The sequence below is a fragment of the Spirosoma jeollabukense genome, from assembly GCF_054777855.1.
This window is the reverse complement of record NZ_BAAHAD010000009.1, coordinates 102,284-120,771: the sequence shown is the minus strand read 5'-3', so window position 1 is coordinate 120,771 and position 18,488 is coordinate 102,284. Positions and strand designations below refer to the sequence as shown.

Below are 18,488 nucleotides of genomic sequence, written 5' to 3'. Positions count from 1 at the left end.
GTGAGCCAAATAAGTAGTGGATTTGTATGTACTCACCTCTGCATAAGCTGAGTCTGTGACATATCAATAAATCACCCAACTGGCCCACGGACTGATTAACTACCCTATGACGCGACCAACGCTTACACCGCTCTACACACCCGACCGTCGTATCGCCGACCAGTCGATAATGAAGCAGTACATTAACTGGTTATTTGTAAAAAAGGGATTGTATTTCCGAAACTACGACGACCTCTGGGATTGGTCCGTCACCGATCTGGAAGACTTTTGGGAGAGTATCTGGCAGTTTTTCGATGTTCAGGGGCATAGTCCTTACCATCAGTTGATTTACAGACCAAATCAGGAAGACATGATCGGAACCGAGTGGTTTCGAGGGTCAACGCTGAACTACGCTGAACATATTTTTCGTCACCATACTGCACAACACCCGGCGCTCCTGTTTGCGTCGGAACAGCAGCGCTTAACGTCCATGTCGTGGGCCACCCTGGAGCAACAGGTAGCTTCCGTGGCAATGTATCTTCGGCAGCAGGGTGTCGGTATTGGCGACAGGGTCGTGGCCGTATTGCCCAACTGCCCTGAGGCAGTTGTGGCCTTTCTGGCAACTAATTCCCTGGGCGCTGTCTGGTCAAGCTGTTCACCCGATTTTGGTACGTCCAGCATTGTCGATCGTTTTCAGCAGATCGAGCCGAAAGTCCTGATTGCTGCCGATGGGTATCAGTACAATGGCAAGCCGATCTACAAAACGGATGCTATTTATGAGCTGCGAAGCAATCTACCCACGCTTAAACAAGTGATATGGGTACCTTATTTAGAGCGTACAAAGGACCTGACTGTCAGTCAGGTCGACCACGTTATCCGCTGGCAGGACGTACTGGATACGCCAGCGCCGGATGGGTTAACGTTTACACCTGTACCGTTTAATGATCCGATATGGGTGCTCTATTCATCGGGTACCACTGGCAAGCCCAAAGCCATTACACATAGCGTAGGTGGATGTTTGCTCGAGCATCTGAAAGCACTCGCGCTACATCAGGATGTGCGCGTTGGCGAACGCTATTTCTGGTATTCCACTACGGGTTGGATGATGTGGAACTTCGCCATGGGCTCCATGCTGGTTGGTGCTACGTTAGTACTCTATGATGGCTCGCCCGGCTATCCTGATATGAACGTACTTTGGAAACTGGCCGACGATGCCCGTATTAATCACTTTGGTGGTGGAGCCGCTTACTATTTGGCCTGTATGCGAGCTGGCCTAAAGCCGAACTCGTCCTCGTCATCAGACTTTCGCGCTGGCGTTAAACTTACCCATTTACGGACAATTGGCTCGACGGGGTCACCGTTGCCACCGGAAGGTTTTCGATGGATTTACGAAGCGGTAAAATCGAATATATGGCTGATCTCCTTTAGTGGCGGCACCGATGTATGCAGCGGTTTTGTGGGAGGCAATCCGTTACTAGCAGTTTATGAGGGCGAAATTCAGTGTCGGTTACTGGGCTGCCATGTCGAAGCGTTCGACGAAAATGCTAAACCGGTACGTGGTGAATTAGGTGAAATGGTAATTATGGAGCCAATGCCCTCCATGCCTATTTACTTCTGGAATGATCGTAATAACGACCGGTATCGGAAGAGTTATTTTGAAGAATATCCCGGCATCTGGCGGCACGGCGATTATATCCGCATCACGGAACGGAACGGCATTGTCATTTCTGGGCGGTCCGACGCAACCCTCAACCGGGATGGCGTCCGCATTGGTACTGGAGAGATTTACAATGTGGTCGAGCGCTTACCAGAGGTCGCCGACAGTTTGGTAGTGGGTTTGGAGCAACCGGGCGGTCACTATTTTTTACCGCTATTTGTGGTACTGCGGAATGGATTTACGCTAAGCGACGACCTGATTGACCGCATTAAACAAACGCTACGTAGCCAACTAAGTCCCCGGCACGTTCCCGACGCGATTTATTCAATCAGTGAAGTGCCTTATACGATGAGCGGCAAGAAGCTCGAAACGCCCATCAAGAAAATCTTGGCCGGGGTCGATGTGTCATTGGCGACCAGTCGGGATACGCTCCGCAACCCGGCCGCACTCGATCAATTTATCGCGTTTACAACGAATCAGCTAAAGCATAAATAAGGTTTACACATTAAGCAGCCTGCTCATGTATGAGATATATTGATAAACAAGGATCATTTATCCATATCTGTACTATTCCCCTAAAAAGCTGTCTTTTCCAATGATCGTGCGGCAAATGGCGGCATTTTCAAAATTTTCAACAATCTTGCTATCTTGTTTGGCACTCTCCTGGCCTAAGGCTGCTTTTGTTGAGAATCATGAAAGATTATATCAAGCCCATTAACCGTATACTTGTCGCCAACCGGGGTGAAATTGCTATCCGTATCATGCGGGCAGCTACCGAGTTAGGCATCACCACCGTCGCGGTTTACACCTATGAAGACCGCTATTCGCTTCACCGCTACAAAGCGGATGAAGCCTACCAAATCGGTCGTGATGAGGATGCGTTGAAACCGTATCTGGACGTCGAAGGTATCATTCTGTTAGCCAAGCGCCACAAGATCGACGCCATTCACCCTGGCTATGGGTTTCTATCGGAGAATGTAAAACTGGCCCGTCGGTGTCGTGAAGAAGGTATTATCTTCATCGGCCCATCGCCGGAAGCAATGGACGCGCTGGGCGATAAAGTCCGTGCCAAAAACCTCGCCACGACAGCGGGCGTACCGCTCATTCCTGACTCCCGGGAGGAGAACATGACGCCCGAATTCGCGCTGACAGAAGCCCAACGTATCGGTTTCCCAATCATGGTGAAAGCAGCCGCGGGGGGCGGTGGACGCGGTATGCGCGTGGTTCGTCAGGCCGAGGAGTTCGAAAAAGCGTTTGCCGAAGCGAAGAATGAAGCTCGAAATGCGTTTGGTGACGATACCATTTTTCTGGAAAAATTTATCGAAGATCCCAAACACATTGAAGTGCAATTACTTGGCGATCAGCATGGTAACATTGTCCATCTTTACGAACGGGATTGTTCGGTGCAACGGCGTTTTCAGAAGGTCGTTGAAGTAGCGCCATCATTTGGACTAAGGCAGGATACAAAGGATAAACTCTATGCCTATGCTTTGCAGCTAGGCCGGGCCGTGAACTACTCCAACGCTGGCACGGTCGAATTCCTGGTCGATAAGCACGAGAATATTTTCTTTATTGAAGTGAATCCCCGGATTCAGGTTGAGCACACCATAACTGAGGAAGTAACGGGTATCGACATCGTACGAACGCAAATTTTGATTGCGATGGGGTATCGACTGTCCGATAACCGCATCTTCATTGCCAATCAGGAGGATGTACCCCTCAACGGTTACGCTATCCAATGCCGCATCACAACGGAAGACCCGGCAAACGGATTCAAACCCGATTTTGGTACGATTACCGCTTACCGTAACGCGGCCGGATTTGGTATTCGCCTGGATGAAGGGAGCAGCTATGCGGGCATGAAAGTCTCGCCTTACTTCGACTCGATGATCGTTAAGGTTTCGGCACGGGGGCGTACACTCAAAGGAGCGACTCAACGACTGACACGAGCTTTGCTGGAGTTCCGGATTCGCGGAGTTAAAACCAACATCGGCTTTCTGCTGAACGTAATTAGCAACCCAATTTTTCAGCGGGGAGAAGCCCGGGTGTCGTTCATTGAAACGCATCCTGAGCTGTTTGACTTCCGCAAACCACAGGATCGCTCAACCCGGGTACTCAACTACCTCGCGGATGTAATCGTCAATGGCAACCCGGAGGTTAAAAAGAAAGACGATAGCAAAATATTCCGTACGCCCATTGTACCCTTCTACGATACGTATAGCGCCTATCCGGCCGGAAACCGCGATCGGCTGAAGGAACTGGGTCGTGAGAATTTTGTGCAATGGGTGAAGGATCAGAAATGTGTGCTTTACACCGACACTACGTTCCGGGATGGACACCAGTCGCTACTGGCAACCCGCGTTCGAACGCAGGATTTGCAGAAAGTAGCCGAAGGTTTTGCTAAAAATCATCCAGAGCTATTTTCGATGGAAGTTTGGGGCGGTGCTACGTTCGACGTGGCCATGCGATTCCTATACGAGAGTCCGTGGAAACGTCTGGAAGCCCTTCGGGAAGCGATGCCAAACATGCTTTTACAAATGCTATTTCGCGGCTCAAACGCAGTTGGCTACTCGGCTTATCCTGATAATCTGATCGAGAAATTCGTTGAGAAATCCTGGGAAACAGGCATTGATGTCTTCCGCATTTTCGACTCGCTGAACTGGATCGAAGCCATGAAGGTGAGCATAAAGGCCGTTCGCGAACGTACCGATGCCCTTTGCGAAGCGGCCATCTGCTACACAGGGGATATTCTGTCGCCAACTCAGAAAAAATATACGCTCCAGTATTACCTAGACATGGCCCGCCAGTTAGAAGACGAAGGGGCGCATCTGCTGGCGATTAAAGATATGGCTGGTCTGCTGAAACCCCTTGCTGCCGATGTACTGGTTCGAGAGCTTAAAAAGGCCGTAAATATCCCGATTCACCTGCATACGCATGATACGGCGGGTATTCAGGCCGCTACGTATCTGAAGGCAATTGATGCAAATGTGGACATTGTGGACTGTGCCTTAGGCGCCTTGTCGGGCCTGACGTCACAGCCAAACTTCAACTCGGTTGTCGCTATGATGGAAGGCCATGAGCGCGAGTGCCCAATGAACTTACCTTCCCTCAATGCCTATTCGAACTACTGGGAAGATGTTCGGGAATACTACTATCCGTTTGAATCGGGTATGAAAGCCGGTAGCGCCGAAGTGTATGAAAACGAGATTCCTGGTGGTCAGTATTCCAACCTCAAACCGCAGGCTATCGCAACGGGCTTAGGTGATAAGTTTGAGACCTTGAAGAAGAATTATTCGGTCGCTAACCAGTTGTTCGGTGATATTGTGAAGGTAACACCCTCGTCGAAAGTCGTGGGAGATATGGCGATTTTCATGACCGCAAATAACCTTACAGCCAACGACGTACTGACAAAAGGTGAATCCTTATCTTTTCCAGAGTCGGTAAAAGAGTTATTGAAAGGCATTCTGGGACAGCCCGTTGGAGGCTTCCCGGCAGATATTCAGGAAGTAGTGCTAAAAGGCGAAAAGCCAATTACGGGCCGACCGAATGAACACCTTAAACCCATTGACTTCGACGCTGATTTCAAGACCTTCCAGGAGAAATACGTTCATAACGACGGGTTTGTAGATTATTTATCGTACCAGATGTACCCCAAGGTGTATGATGAATATTACAAAGCGAACGAGCAATACGGTAACGTCAGCATTATTCCGACGCCTGCGTTTTTCTATGGACTTAAAGAGAATGAGGAAATCCTGATCAATATCGAAGAAGGCAAAAACATCCTTGTGCGATTGCTGTTCAAGTCAGAAGCCGATGAGTTCGGAATGCGAACTATTACGTTCGAACTGAATGGTCAGAGCCGACAGGTACAAGTCCGCGACAGAGCGTCGAAAGTGGAGAAGGCCATGAACGCAAAAGTGAGCAAAGCTGGCGATGTAGGCGCTCCTTTACAAGGCCGTCTGACGCGTATTCTGGTTAAAGAAGGCGATGTAGTTAAGAAAAATCAGCCGCTTTTTGTTATTGAAGCGATGAAAATGGAAAGCATAGTAGCCGCCCAGAAAGAAGGAAAAGTTGCCAAAGTTGTGCTTAAGGAAAGTACCGTTGTCGAACAGGACGACTGCGTCGTAGAACTTTCGTAATTTTGCCACTATGAACCCTCAACAACAAAACCCCGAAGGCGCAATTGACGTCGAGCTAAGTGAAGAAATTGCCGAAGGCGTTTACGCCAATCTGGCGATGATTGCTCACTCAAACAGTGAGTTCATACTTGATTTTATCCGCCTGATGCCGGGTGTTCCAAAGGCAAAAGTAAAAGCCCGAATCATTCTCACGCCCGAGCACGCCAAGCGGTTACTGGAAGCCCTGCGCGAGAATATCAGTCGCTACGAAGAAGCGTACGGCGGCATCAACGAGCCGAATGACACCTTCCGGTTTCCACCTGGAGGATTCGGTGGGCCGGTTGGTCAGGCCTAGTTTAACCAAATAAACGAGAAAAGGCACGGAATCAAGGCTAGTTAAGTAATTAACTGATTGATTTCGTGCCTTTTCTCGTGTATCTATTAGGCGTCTGGTTTGGCATTCAAACAGTTTTCCGTATCTTTGCACCTCAAAATTCGGGAAGACTCTTTTTTTGTAAACAAATTCAATAATGCCTACTATACAACAATTAGTGCGCAAGGGCCGCGAAAAGCTGATCGACAAGTCGAAGTCGCCTGCTTTAGACTCTTGCCCGCAGCGTCGGGGCGTGTGTACACGGGTGTACACAACGACGCCGAAGAAGCCGAACTCGGCTCTTCGTAAAGTTGCCCGTGTCCGGTTAAGCAATAATAAAGAAGTTAACGCTTATATTCCGGGCGAAGGTCATAACCTGCAGGAACACTCCATCGTACTGATTCGCGGTGGCCGGGTAAAAGATCTGCCAGGCGTTCGTTATCACATTGTTCGGGGTGCTCTGGATACAGCTGGCGTAAGCGGTCGTCTGCAAAGCCGCTCGAAATACGGTGCGAAACGTCCGAAACCAGGTCAGGCTCCAGCGAAAGGTGGCAAAGGTGCACCTCCAGCGAAAAAGAAGAAGTAAGTAAATCAAGACTGGACGCTGGAAAGACTACGTTCAGAGTAAGATCAAAAATCTGAAGAAATCATGAGAAAGGCGAAACCGCCCAAGCGTTACGTATTACCTGATCCTAAATATAAGGAGGTTCTCGTAACCAAATTTGTTAACAACCTGATGTACGAAGGCAAAAAAAGCCTGGCGTACTCCATCTTCTATGATGCACTTGACGTAGTGGCAAAACGCACGAGCGAAAGTGGTCTGGATACGTGGAAAAAGGCATTGAACAACGTAATGCCATCAGTTGAAGTAAAAAGCCGTCGCGTCGGTGGAGCTACCTTTCAGGTGCCAACCGAAGTACGGGCAGACCGAAAAGTCGCGGTAGGCATGAAATGGCTTATTAAGTATGCTCGTTCGCGTGGTGAAAAAACCATGGTAGACCGTCTAGCCGCTGAAATCGTTGCCGCTGCAAAAGGCGAAGGCGCAGCCGTTAAAAAGAAGGATGATACGCACCGTATGGCCGAAGCCAACAAGGCGTTCTCTCACTTCCGGTTCTAAACCAACTAAACTGGCCAGAATCCCGATGGCCACTGAATTCGCAAAAGCCGTCCAATATTGGACGGCTTTTGTTATTTTTGGCGCAATGACAACTCTAGAAAACGACCATCTTCGCGTCTCCATCCGGCCCAAAGGAGCCGAACTGACCAGCCTTCTTCATAAATCAAGTGGAATTGAACACCTTTGGCAAGCCGATCCGGGTGTTTGGGGATGGCATGCGCCAAATCTATTTCCGGTGGTGGGTGGTTGTCTGAACAATCAGCTGTTGATTGATGGCAAAACGTATCCCGTTGAGCGGCATGGGTTTGCGCGGCATTCGCTTTTTGAAACAACGGAATCAACGATCACTCACGCCATTTTCACCCTCCGGTCAAGCGATGCGACACGAGTGCATTTTCCCTACGAATTTGAACTTCAGATTATGTATGAACTCGATGGTCCACGCCTGAGCATTACATATCGGGTCGTCAATCAGGATAAGCAAACGATTTTCTTCTCTGTAGGGGCGCATCCCGCCTTTGTGGTGCCTTTTTTTGTAAATGAAGGCTACGACGATTATTTCATCGAATTTGAGCAGGCTGAGTCGTTAGAAACCCATATGCTTTCGGCAGGTGGCTACTTTACCGGTGAAACAAAGGCTGTTCCGACGCAAGGAAATCAACTTCAACTAACAGCGCATTTGTTCGATCAGGATGCATTGGTGTTTAAAAACCTGGCTTCCCGGCGTGTGACGCTACGTAGCGATAGACACAATCATGCCGTTACGGTCGATTACCCTGAATTTCCTTATTTAGGTTTGTGGGCTAAACCGGGTGCACCCTTTGTTTGTATTGAGCCGTGGCTAGGTTGCGCAGACAGCGAAGGCCAACCTGAACCCATACAGCAAAAAGAGGCTATTCAGAACGTAGCAGAGGGGGATATTTTTGAGGCTACGTTCTCCATTTTAGTATCGTAGTTTTTCTGTCATTCCGACGTCAGGAGGAATCTTAAACTTTCTTATTAGTCAGCTTCAAGATTCCTCCTGGCGTCGGAATGACAGAAAAACTATTGCGTTTCTTCCAGCGCGGTGAAGTCTTTAAACGTCTTCTTTAACGCCTTGTCGTTGGCTTCTTTCTTGCTTTGCCAGTTGGCGTCCAACTCTAAGGCAACCAGACCGCTCAAGCTCATCGACGTACGAAAGTCATCTAGTTTTTTAACAAATTCGCCATTGCGTCGAGTCGATTTCAACGCAAACTCACGGGCAAATACGTCGCCTTTATTTTGTAGCTCACTACGTTTTCCGAGTACATAATTATAGCGATCCAGCAAATCCTTCATGGATTTTCCAATGACTTCCGTTGCCTCCAGCGTTCCCATTGTTAACACAGCGGTACCACCAATAGCCGAAATTAGACGACCATTATTCTGAGCGGTTTGACTAGTGCTGGATCCTGTCACTGCGGGTGTAACACCGGTTACGGCTCCCAGCGACGCATTGGTTACAGAGCGGTTTCGCTTGCCTCCTTTGGCTTTTTTATAATCGTGCTTAAGTTGCTCCTCTTTATCGCTTAACTGTTCAATCAGCCCCCAAGCCTGCACGAGTACTTGTCGATACTGGTTGTAGTAATAACGGTCTTTTTCCGCTTCGTTGACCGTATTTATGATGGTAAATGTAATCCGGCGTTCTTCGCGATTCTGCGCTTTGTCCAGCACATAAAATGTAAGCTGAACGTTTAACGTAGTGTCGGGATCTTTCACAAAATCATAACCCGGCTGCCAGATGAATTCATACTGATTATCTGTGTTCTTCACCAAGGCAGTTTTAGGAATTTGCTGGTTATCGGCCAGGAAGCCAAACGTAGCGACATCATCTTCACCATTAGGATCTGACAGGTAGAATTTAAGGTTTACCGTCGCATTCTCCTTTAACCTATAATGCGTTTCCTTTGGAACGATCTGGATATCAGGGGCTAAATCCATTGATGTCACCTCTATTTTTAGCCGCCCCTTCGTACGCGTTTTAGCAGGTTGATCTTCCACCCAGAACTCCATATACTGGGGCGCTTGCTTCAACTTATTGAACTGATTGAGTGACAACGTCCAGGTTAATTCGCCCTGAGATGACAGTTTGCTGCCTTCCGGCATTTGATCAGCAATTGGAATAAACACAATTGGGTCCCCATCATCATCGTGCACTACCTGCGGATCAATTTTATACGTATTCTGTGTGCGGTAACTTACATAGAACGGCTGCAGGTCACCTACAACAGGTGGACGATTTACATGCTGCACTTTAAAATCAATAGTCTGCGTAGCTGTTTGGCCACGCTGATTGCGCACTTCAAAACTCACTGGGTACGTTTTGGTTGTCTGAATACGATCGGCTAGACCGTAGCCGGGCACCCATTTAAAATGTCCCAGCGAATCAAAAAACATCGTATCCTGCTTATCACGTACAATCGAAAATTTCAATGTGTCGGTGGGCGATCCCGTAGCTTTCAGATCAAATTGGATGACACTACCCTCTAGCACAACATTCCAATTGGTTTGCGTAGGGAATACGAGTTGTAATGGTTTAGAATCCTGCGCATAGGTGCTGGTAACCGTAACGATTGAGAGCACCCATGCCATTATACCGGCAGTTCGGTTCATGGGCAATGGGGAGAGGTGGTCTGTCTTGAAAAACGTAAAAATAAGACGAAGATTTCGTCCCGATAAGTTTATATACCTGTTTTGATATTTTTCACAGCTTTTTCCCCAATTTCACTAACAATAATTATATTTTCCAAAGAAAAAATAATAGTATAAGAGTAGCTAATTTAGGTAGTCAACCCATTAAAATCACACGGTTACCAAAGCCCTATTACGTCGGAATAGCTATAAAAAAGTCGCTCTCTAACGAGTAGAGAGCGACTATCATTTATGCGAAATGGTATACCAGTAAAAACCTTAGTTTTTCTTGGTTGGTGTCGCACTACCACCAGTCGTAGCGGCTGGCTTGGATGCAGCTGGCGTACTACCGCCGGTCGTAGCGGGTTTGTTAGCAGCGGCAGCTTTCGCTGGATCGATGCCCAGTTTTTTTAATACTAGCTCCGTAATGTTATTTTCTTCCGGCGCTACCAGCAAAATAGGAATTGTGTTAGCCCCGGCATCTAAATTGAATACGTACTGATAGCTGTTTTCCTTTGCTACAGCATCAATCGCCTTTTGAATTTTCTGAACAACGGGGTTTACCAACTGTTGGTATTTAGTTTGTAACGACTGTTCAGCTGTCCGGCCGAATTCCTGAATTCGAGCCTGAAGTCCCTGTAGTTCCGTTTCGCGATCTTTTTTAATCACATCCGACATTTGGGCCGCGCCTTTCTCATAAGCACCATATTTTTCTTCCAGTTCTTTCTGCATTCGCTTCAGTTCGTTTTCTGATTGCGTCCGCTGAATAGTTAACTGGTTTTGAATATCTTTTGCTTCAGGTGTTTGCGACAGAACGTAGTCAATGTTCGTATAGCCTAACTTTAGCGGACCAGCAGAGGCAGTAGCAGCTGGCGTTATCGTTGGAGCTTGTGCCTGTGCGTTCAAACCGCCCATTAGAAGAGCTGCTGCAAACGCCATCACGAGGTTTTTCTTCATTTCGAATTGATTGTTTGTATTACTTAGGATTTGTGGTTGTTTTGTTTGTTGGATTGCTGGTCGTAGCTGTTGGTTTAATATCTAGTCCCAGTTCTTCCATTACGTAATCTGAATAATCGTGTCGGGGATTCGTATAGAGCATAACGAAATCAGATGCTTTGTCAAAAATGAAGTCAAGCTTTTTCTGAAGTGCTACTTTCTCAACCGCCCGATTCACCATATCCATCGGGACTTTCATCAGTTCTTTCTTTTTCTCAAAAAGCAGTCCCTGATACCCAAACACTTTATTGTTATACTCCCGGGCTTCGCGCTCTTTATCGCTGAGCACACGTTGCCGGTCACGTTTCATGTCTTCGGTCAACAGAATTTCTTCTGCCTGATACGCCTTTTGCAGTTTGTCGATCTCGACGTATTTATCCTGAATGTCTTTCGACCATTTATCCGCGAACTTATCAATTTCGCTTAAGGCTTTCTGATATTCGGGCATTTTGCCTAAAACAAACTCTGTATCAACGTACCCGAATTTCTGCGCTTCAGCGGGTATTGTCCAAACAGCACACAAAAGTACGAAAAATAGGGCTTTTTTCATCGGTGGCCAGTCATTTTTTGCAGGAAGTAATTGATTGTCAAATATGATAAGGACTTGATCACTTCAAATCCTTATCGTACCTGACTAATACATTAAAACGTCCGGCATTCCTAAATCTTATCTAAACTGCTGCCCGATAGTGAAGTGGAACTGGCCCGATGCCTTGTCTTTCACCCCCGGTATCTTGTCGAAGCCGTAGCCGTAGTCAATACCAATCAAACCAAAAGCGGGCATAAATATCCGGGCTCCGAACCCTGCTGAACGCTTTAGATCAAAGGGATTATACTGTTTATAACTACCCCAGTTATTACCGGCCTCCAGAAACGTCAGCACGAAAATAGTGGCCGACGGATTCAGTGAAACGGGATAACGAAGCTCAGCTACGAATTTGTTATACACAACCCCACCCTGGCTTCGAGACTGTTGATCGACAGCGCGGTCATAATCAGCGGTATAAACACTCCGGTCATCATAACCACGTAGGCCGATAATATCTTGCGCCAGTGCGAACTGCCCTTGTCCAGCCAGACCCGAACCACCCAATACGAAGCGTTCAAATGGCCCAATCGTGGTACGTGAGTTGTAGCTTCCCAGGAAACCCATGTGAGCGCGGGTGTTCAGAACCAGTTTCCCAAACACCGTCTGGAACCAGCTGGCATCGAACATCCATTTGTGGTATTCAACAAATTTGTACTTATCCTTCGGAGCCTCGGTTGCGGTCGTGGTACGCCAGGCCGAATAAGGCGGTGTAAACGAGCCACTCAACGTAAATGACGATCCATTACGAGGAAACTGCGGATTGTCGATACTGTTGCGCGACAGCGTAGTATTGAACGTCAGGTTATTAGAAATCCCGTCTTTGTAGCCGATATAAAACAAATCGAGGTTGTTCAAATCATACCGCTGATAGGAGATCGAATTGCTCAGGCTAAAATAATCATCCGGAATTTTAAGCTGCCGTCCCAAGCCTACAGTGAAAGCGGTGTTGGTATACGATCCCGTTGGCGTCCGGCCCTGCAAACTTTGATAAATACTGGCTGGATTGTTTTGGTCGTAGAACGTCTTATACACCGTGTGGCTGGCACTGACCGATAACGCATTCGGCTTGCGTCCACCAAGCCAGGGTTCCGTAAACGACAGCGAGTATACCTGATATTGTGATCCATTCGCCTGGAAACGTAGCTGTACTCGCTGACCGTCGCCCGCAGGCAGTGGTTTCCATGCTTTCAGGTTTGGTATGTTACGGGCCGAGAAGTTATTAAACGTCAAGCCCAGCGTTCCTACAAACCCTACATAGCCACCCCAACCGCCCGACAGTTCGATCTGATCAGACGGCTTTTCTTCAACTGTGTATTCGATGTCCACCGTGCCATCGGCCTGCGGAACAGGGTTGATCCCGATTTTTTCGGGGTCAAAATAACCAAGCGTAGCCAGTTCCCGCTGGGTACGTATCAAAGCCGTTTTAGAAAACTTCTGACCAGGCAGCGTCCGAACCGTACGCATCACGACGTGGTCACTAGTTTTTGTATTGCCGTTCAGAATAACCCGGTTAATGGTCGCCTGCTTTCCTTCAAAAATACGTATTTCCAGGTCGATGGAGTCCCCTTCAATCGACTTTTCGATGGGTTGCGCATTGTAGTACAGATACCCAAGGTCCATGTATTGAGAACTTAAATCCTGACCCGGATTACCGTTCATGCGTTTTTCCAAATCCTCCGGGTTATATACGTCGCCTTTATTGACACCCAGTACCGACCGAAGCTGAGCTGCGGTATACAGGTAATTACCAGAGAAATCAATGTTGCGGTAATAATATTTGTGGCCTTCGCTCAACTTTATGTTAAGGGTAATTGCCCGTGCTCCGTCATTAATAATCGTATCGTGCTCGATGGCGATGTCCCGAAAGCCAAGCTTGTTGTAGTATTCAAGTAGCTTCTGTTTATCTTCTTCGTACTTTTTGGGGACGAATTTCGAGGGCGAAAATACCCGACCGAAGCGCATCTCTTTAGTACCCTTCATTTTCATTCGTACGGCCGACTCGTCAACTTCATTTAGGCCTTCGAAATTGATTTTCGCAATCTTAACTTTCTGGCCTTTGTCGACTAACACCCGCATGGTTGCGTTGTTACGCGTACTATCCGGTATAGTCGTTATTTTAACTTTCGTGTTCAGATACCCTTTGTCTACGAAAAACTTACGAACAGCCATCTGGGTATTTTTCGTGATCGTGTTGGTCACGATTTTACCCAGATTGAGTTTTACTTTTTCTTTTAAGTTGTCCTGTTCGCCTTTTTTGACGCCCCCAAAACTAACCCGATACAGACGGGGCCGCTCCTGGGCCCGAAACATAAGCGATATTTTACCTTCGCCTGCGTGGGTGGCAAACAGTTCGACGTTGTCTAATAAGCCCGATTCCATCAGTTTACGTACCGATGAGCCAACGGCCTCCCCCGGAATACGTATCTTATCACCAATTTTCAGGCCAGCCAGCGAAACCAGCGAGTTAGGGTCAAGGTAGCGGGTGCCCGTCACGGTTAGCCCGGCAATTTCATACTCTTTAGGACTTGCATAATTGAGCAATTCATCCGTGCTGAGCGGAGTTTCTGTAGCTCGGCCGGCCCCAACGCCCACGCGTACCTGCGCCTTAAGATGAGCAGGCAACAGGGCAGCGAGCAGGCAAACGGCTCCCAATATGACTTTTATACGGTGTTCCAAGTTTGTGGTATTTAAATAATCATCAGGATTCCGTTCAGGGTCAAATAGTTGTAACCTACACAACGTATTTATCCAATACTGAACCTACGTCCCGGCTTCATCTTATTTTACTAATTGTTCGCTGATTTTGCCGAATCGGCGTTCGCGCTGCTGGTAATTCAAAATAGCTTCGTACAGATGGTTTTTGCGGAAATCAGGCCAAAGCACATCGGGCATATACAGTTCGGAATAAGCCAGTTGCCAGAGCATAAAATTACTGATACGCATTTCGCCACTGGTTCGGATCATTAACTCGGGATCGGGGATACCACCCGTCGTTAGGTGTTGTCCAAACATGGTTTCGTCAATCTGATCTGGCGTCAATATCCCATCGCGCACTTTGACTGCCAGTTGACGGGCGGCTTCCAGAATTTCCCAGCGGCCACTATAGCTGAGCGCCAGCAAGAGCGTCAAACCCGTATTAGCCTCGGTTGCGCGGATAGCTTCGGCCAGTTCATTCCGACAATCGGTGGGCAGGCTTTCAATATTACCGATGGTTCCCAACCGGACGTTGTTATCCATCAATGTTTTAATCTCCCCCCGAATCGTATGCACCAGCAACGTCATCAACGTATCAACTTCATATTTTGGACGATTCCAGTTTTCGGTCGAAAAAGCGTAGAGTGTAAGGTACTTTATACCCAACTCAGCGCACCCTTCTGTCACCTCACGCACGGCCTTAATGGCATTTTTATGGCCGAGCACCCGCGCAAGTCCCTGCCGCTTCGCCCAGCGTCCGTTTCCGTCCATGATAACGGCTATATGCTGAGGCAGATTGCTTGGGTCAATGTGTTCCTTCATCCCAGTGGGGGAGTTTTAACAGTATTTAAGAATTAATCTTACAAAACTAACACAATCACCCGGCAAACCCTTAACTAACAATAAAAACAGCGCACAGCTTTTGGATTTATCCCCTAAACAGGTAACCGGGCAGGGGGTTTAGGCCAGTATAATCGGGTTATACGGACGCACTAACTATCTGTCGTATCTTTGTCGGGAGAAAACATAAACGGGTTCGCTACGTTCTGAGGGTACAAACCTGATATTTCATCTTTTACATTACTATGACTAATTCGTTTTCATTGCTTCTGAGTCGGGTTTCAATGATTATATTGCTGACACTCATTTCGCTTGGTTGTAAAAAGAATGATGATACCGTTGCCATGCCTCAAACCATTACTGATCGGGTGCTGGAGGATAGCCAATTCACTATACTTAAGGCCGCTGTCGTGTATGGGGGTGTAAGCGACGCACTTAAAGCCGGGAATCTGACGCTGTTTGCGCCCACCGATTCCGCCTTTCTGGCATCAGGCATCAGCATTCCAGCTATTTTCAGTCTATCGAAAGATCAGGTACGTAGTCTGGTTCTCTATCACGTATTGTACGGTGCCGTTCCGTCAACGCAGATTCCGTCGGGTCAAAAATCCGTGGAAATGGCCAGCAAAGGCATCTCATTTGTTACAAATACCAGTAACGGGCCGATTTATATCAATAATGCGAAACTGACGAAAACGAATATAGCCGTTGCAAATGGCTACATTCATACGATTAATCGTGTATTGACCCCTTCGACCGGAGATCTACGGACAACCATTCAGAACAACCCTAACCTGACTTTTTTGGCAGCCGCTATTAAACGTATTGCCACCAGTAATCCTACCTTATTAGCTTCTCTAAACAATACAACGAATAACGTAACCATTTTTGCCCCAAACGACGCTGCATTTAAAGCTGACAGTCGCTACAATACGATCTCGGCAATTGAATCAGCGGATGCGCAAACGCTCTCCAATACGTTGCTGTATCACGCTACGTCGGGTTTGCTGTTTTCCAACCAATTACAAACGGGTACACTCACCTCTCTGTATAATAGCAATAGATTTACCCTGACCGTAACAACAAGTCAGACGACGATTAAAGGCAATAAAAATCAAACGGCCGCTACTATAAAGCAGGCTGATCTACCCGTGTCTAATGGTGTGATTCATATTATTGACCAGATTTTACAACCCTGATGCCCATAAACGTGAATGGCTATCACAACGCTTCGTCACACGTGTGAGTCTATAAGCGTAGTATTTATATCTTTCTAGTACGCTAACTTTTCATGAGTAACCTTCATTTATTCATTCTGGGCCTACTGCTGATTGGCGGGATGACTTCCTGTAGCAAGGAAAATGTTGATCCCGATGCAGACCCCGCGGTACTGCAGTCCAACCGGGAAGACATTATGAACTATGCCACCACCAAAGGGCTGTCGGGGTCGCTGACGACCACGGGATTATATTATGTCGTGACGAAAGCCGCTTCATCGACGGCAACACCTGCAGCACCGGCCATAGGTCAGGAACTTGAATTTACGTATACCTTATATACACTGACCCGCAGTACCAGCAATTCAGCCATTGTGACTGATACGAAGGTTGATTCGACCAACAGCGTGAACTCTGTTTTCATCCCTTATTTTTCCGGTATACTTAAGGCTGGATTAGAGGAGGGATTATTGAAGATGAATGAGGGCGACCGGGCGACTTTGTTGGTACCTTCCAACCTGGCTTTTGGCAGTGTAGCCAGTCCAAGCCCACCTGTTCCCGCCAATTCAGCCGTTCGGTATGACGTTACGTTAAAGCGAGTCCGAACGGAAGATCAGCAGATTAATGAATACGTAGCAGCGAACAAACTGACGGTCACAGAGACGACATCGAGTGGTTTGCGGTTTATAAAAACAGTTACTAATTCTACAGGAACTGAACCAACCACCGCTCAGACACTTACTATACGAGCGACAGGGAAGCTATTACGAGCTTCCCTTCCGTTCGATAGTACAGGAAGTCCAATTACCACAGCTCTGGCAAAATCGCTCATGGCTGGATTTAACGAAGGGTTGGCGAAACTTAAAGTAGGTGAAAAAGCAACGCTGATTTTCCCGTCCTCAATCGGCTACAAAGACAAGGGGCTTGGTGGCCAGGCCGGAAATTTAGTTGTTCCTCCTTATACACCCATTCGATATGACATCGAGTTAATTTCGGCGCAGTAAAATCAAACGACAGAGAACCAGACAACCACCTAATAATCAACACAATAATAGCAGAACATTGGTCGTAATTAAACAGATCAACCAGCTTGTTTGAACCTGTTTTTTTGTTCATTAGACACGGCTGAGTAAGGATGTACCAAAAAATAATCCGTTTAACATTCCATCGCTTTGCCACACGTGTGGGTCAATATGCGTAGTACTATTTGTTTACCTATTTTCATGCATAAACTTCAATCATTCATTTTTGGCGCATTGTTGCTTGGCACAATGGCGGCCTGTCACACAGATGACGTCGGCCTCACCGACCAGGAAATTTTTCAATCGGATGAAGCGGATATTCTTAATTATGCCACCACCAAAGGATTATCCGGGACGTTGACCCCAAATGGCGTATATTATGTATCGACTAAACCCAGCACTTCCTCAGTAAGTCCTGCGAATGGCCTGGAAGTCGAGTATAACTCTACATTTTATGCGTTGTCGCGCAGTAGCAGCACAACAGCCGTAACAGAGCGATTTGTTGATTCGACCTATGCCACCAAATCCAGTTACACCTATATTGTGGCTACTAATCCGGGGATAACAGAAGGGTTACTACGTATGCATGAGGGCGAGCAAGCCACTATTTTATTACCGTCTATTTATGCCTTCGGTAGAACGGGCACTAATAATGGGACCATTCCTCCCAACACGCCTGTTCGAATTGATGTTACGTTAAAGCGAGTCCGTACAGAAAATCAACAAATTGATGAGTACATGACTGCGAATAAACTAACCCCTTCAGAAGTAACCTCTACAGGGTTGCGCGTCATTCGAACAGTTACTAATTCAGCGGGAGCCTTACCAACATCAACTCAAACGCTTATTTTAAAATACAGAGGTCAACTAATAAGGGCTACGTCTTTATTAGGCGCGGGAACTGCCTTTGATAGCACAGGAACAACAGGAACTTATCCTACTACTATTGGCAAAAACGTTCCCGGATTTGATGAAGGCATTGCCAAACTTAGAGTTGGCGAAAAAGCAACACTGATTTTCCCCTCTATTTTAGGGTATGGTGCAAAGGGAGCTACCGATAATGTGGGACGGCAAATAATTCCATCCTACGCTCCACTACGATTCGATGTAGAATTGGTATCGGTGCAATAATTTTAGCAAATCATGTACAAAAAGGCCTGTGTTCATCACACAGGCCTTTTTGTTTATCTGAAAAGATGAAGAAACGATAGGGCTACTAGGCCTGCAAGTGACCACT

Annotated in this window: 14 protein-coding genes; 9 read left to right on the top strand and 5 right to left on the bottom strand. The window is 47.2% G+C overall.

The annotated features are described in order from the left end of the window. Nucleotides 1-106 precede the first annotated feature (106 nt). The 6 genes from ACYVEA_RS26000 (at nucleotide 107) to ACYVEA_RS25975 (ending at nucleotide 8,202) form a co-directional block, all read left to right on the top strand. Nucleotides 107-2,131, top strand: coding sequence for an acetoacetate--CoA ligase (locus ACYVEA_RS26000; RefSeq protein ID WP_461116350.1), 2,025 nt, complete (start codon nucleotides 107-109; stop codon nucleotides 2,129-2,131). A 197-nt stretch (nucleotides 2,132-2,328) separates the two neighbouring features. Next, nucleotides 2,329-5,778 (top strand): pyruvate carboxylase, encoded by a 3,450-nt coding sequence (locus ACYVEA_RS25995; RefSeq protein WP_461116349.1) that lies wholly within the window; start codon nucleotides 2,329-2,331, stop codon nucleotides 5,776-5,778. A gap of 10 nt (nucleotides 5,779-5,788) precedes the next feature. Beyond that, nucleotides 5,789-6,112, top strand: coding sequence for a DUF3467 domain-containing protein (locus tag ACYVEA_RS25990; RefSeq protein WP_461116348.1), 324 nt, complete (start codon nucleotides 5,789-5,791; stop codon nucleotides 6,110-6,112). Nucleotides 6,113-6,287: 175 nt separating this feature from the next. Further along, nucleotides 6,288-6,716 (top strand): 30S ribosomal protein S12, encoded by a 429-nt coding sequence (rpsL, locus tag ACYVEA_RS25985; RefSeq protein WP_093830721.1) that lies wholly within the window; start codon nucleotides 6,288-6,290, stop codon nucleotides 6,714-6,716. Nucleotides 6,717-6,779: 63 nt separating this feature from the next. Then, nucleotides 6,780-7,247: a 30S ribosomal protein S7 gene (rpsG, locus tag ACYVEA_RS25980; RefSeq protein ID WP_012928933.1), complete on the top strand. Its 468-nt coding sequence runs from the start codon at nucleotides 6,780-6,782 to the stop codon at nucleotides 7,245-7,247. 85 nt (nucleotides 7,248-7,332) lie between these two features. Next, nucleotides 7,333-8,202 carry an aldose 1-epimerase family protein gene (locus ACYVEA_RS25975; protein ID WP_461116347.1) on the top strand — a complete coding sequence of 290 codons (870 nt, stop codon included), beginning with the start codon at nucleotides 7,333-7,335 and terminating at the stop codon, nucleotides 8,200-8,202. A gap of 89 nt (nucleotides 8,203-8,291) precedes the next feature. Here ACYVEA_RS25975 and ACYVEA_RS25970 read toward each other — a convergent pair whose 3' ends face one another. From ACYVEA_RS25970 to ACYVEA_RS25950, 5 genes are all read right to left on the bottom strand, one after another. Continuing rightward, on the bottom strand, nucleotides 8,292-9,878 hold the full coding sequence (locus tag ACYVEA_RS25970; RefSeq protein WP_461116346.1) for a hypothetical protein: 1,587 nt from the start codon (nucleotides 9,876-9,878) through the stop codon (nucleotides 8,292-8,294). A 297-nt stretch (nucleotides 9,879-10,175) separates the two neighbouring features. Next, on the bottom strand, nucleotides 10,176-10,853 hold the full coding sequence (locus ACYVEA_RS25965) for an OmpH/Skp family outer membrane protein (protein ID WP_461116345.1): 678 nt from the start codon (nucleotides 10,851-10,853) through the stop codon (nucleotides 10,176-10,178). Between the two features lie 19 nt (nucleotides 10,854-10,872). Further along, entirely contained in the window at nucleotides 10,873-11,442 is a 570-nt protein-coding gene (locus ACYVEA_RS25960) for an OmpH/Skp family outer membrane protein (RefSeq protein ID WP_461116344.1), read from the bottom strand. 117 nt (nucleotides 11,443-11,559) lie between these two features. Beyond that, on the bottom strand, nucleotides 11,560-14,157 hold the full coding sequence (gene bamA, locus ACYVEA_RS25955; RefSeq protein ID WP_461116343.1) for an outer membrane protein assembly factor BamA: 2,598 nt from the start codon (nucleotides 14,155-14,157) through the stop codon (nucleotides 11,560-11,562). Nucleotides 14,158-14,259: 102 nt separating this feature from the next. After that, nucleotides 14,260-14,997, bottom strand: a complete 738-nt coding sequence (locus tag ACYVEA_RS25950; RefSeq protein WP_461116342.1) for an isoprenyl transferase — start codon at nucleotides 14,995-14,997, stop codon at nucleotides 14,260-14,262. Nucleotides 14,998-15,260: 263 nt separating this feature from the next. Between ACYVEA_RS25950 and ACYVEA_RS25945 the strand changes: the two genes are divergently transcribed. The 3 genes from ACYVEA_RS25945 to ACYVEA_RS25935 all read left to right on the top strand — a co-directional run bounded on the left by ACYVEA_RS25945 (nucleotide 15,261) and on the right by ACYVEA_RS25935 (nucleotide 18,382). Next, on the top strand, nucleotides 15,261-16,211 hold the full coding sequence (locus ACYVEA_RS25945) for a fasciclin domain-containing protein (protein WP_461116341.1): 951 nt from the start codon (nucleotides 15,261-15,263) through the stop codon (nucleotides 16,209-16,211). A gap of 92 nt (nucleotides 16,212-16,303) precedes the next feature. Continuing rightward, complete coding sequence (locus ACYVEA_RS25940) at nucleotides 16,304-17,233, top strand: FKBP-type peptidyl-prolyl cis-trans isomerase (protein ID WP_461116340.1); 930 nt, start codon at nucleotides 16,304-16,306, stop codon at nucleotides 17,231-17,233. Nucleotides 17,234-17,452: 219 nt separating this feature from the next. After that, nucleotides 17,453-18,382: an FKBP-type peptidyl-prolyl cis-trans isomerase gene (locus tag ACYVEA_RS25935; protein WP_461116339.1), complete on the top strand. Its 930-nt coding sequence runs from the start codon at nucleotides 17,453-17,455 to the stop codon at nucleotides 18,380-18,382. Nucleotides 18,383-18,488: the final 106 nt, after the last annotated feature.

Excerpts from the sequence above, each read along its gene's own strand:
- rpsG (WP_012928933.1), top strand. The coding sequence starts at position 6,780 with ATGAGAAAGGCGAAACCGCCCAAGCGTTACGTATTACCTGATCCTAAA.
- ACYVEA_RS25970 (WP_461116346.1), bottom strand. The coding sequence starts at position 9,878 with ATGAACCGAACTGCCGGTATAATGGCATGGGTGCTCTCAATCGTTACG.
- ACYVEA_RS25990 (WP_461116348.1), top strand. The coding sequence starts at position 5,789 with ATGAACCCTCAACAACAAAACCCCGAAGGCGCAATTGACGTCGAGCTA.
- ACYVEA_RS25945 (WP_461116341.1), top strand. The coding sequence starts at position 15,261 with ATGACTAATTCGTTTTCATTGCTTCTGAGTCGGGTTTCAATGATTATA.
- rpsL (WP_093830721.1), top strand. The coding sequence starts at position 6,288 with ATGCCTACTATACAACAATTAGTGCGCAAGGGCCGCGAAAAGCTGATC.
- ACYVEA_RS25935 (WP_461116339.1), top strand. The coding sequence starts at position 17,453 with ATGCATAAACTTCAATCATTCATTTTTGGCGCATTGTTGCTTGGCACA.
- ACYVEA_RS26000 (WP_461116350.1), top strand. The coding sequence starts at position 107 with ATGACGCGACCAACGCTTACACCGCTCTACACACCCGACCGTCGTATC.
- ACYVEA_RS25965 (WP_461116345.1), bottom strand. The coding sequence starts at position 10,853 with ATGAAGAAAAACCTCGTGATGGCGTTTGCAGCAGCTCTTCTAATGGGC.
- ACYVEA_RS25960 (WP_461116344.1), bottom strand. The coding sequence starts at position 11,442 with ATGAAAAAAGCCCTATTTTTCGTACTTTTGTGTGCTGTTTGGACAATA.
- ACYVEA_RS25950 (WP_461116342.1), bottom strand. The coding sequence starts at position 14,997 with ATGAAGGAACACATTGACCCAAGCAATCTGCCTCAGCATATAGCCGTT.
- ACYVEA_RS25975 (WP_461116347.1), top strand. The coding sequence starts at position 7,333 with ATGACAACTCTAGAAAACGACCATCTTCGCGTCTCCATCCGGCCCAAA.
- ACYVEA_RS25940 (WP_461116340.1), top strand. The coding sequence starts at position 16,304 with ATGAGTAACCTTCATTTATTCATTCTGGGCCTACTGCTGATTGGCGGG.
- ACYVEA_RS25995 (WP_461116349.1), top strand. The coding sequence starts at position 2,329 with ATGAAAGATTATATCAAGCCCATTAACCGTATACTTGTCGCCAACCGG.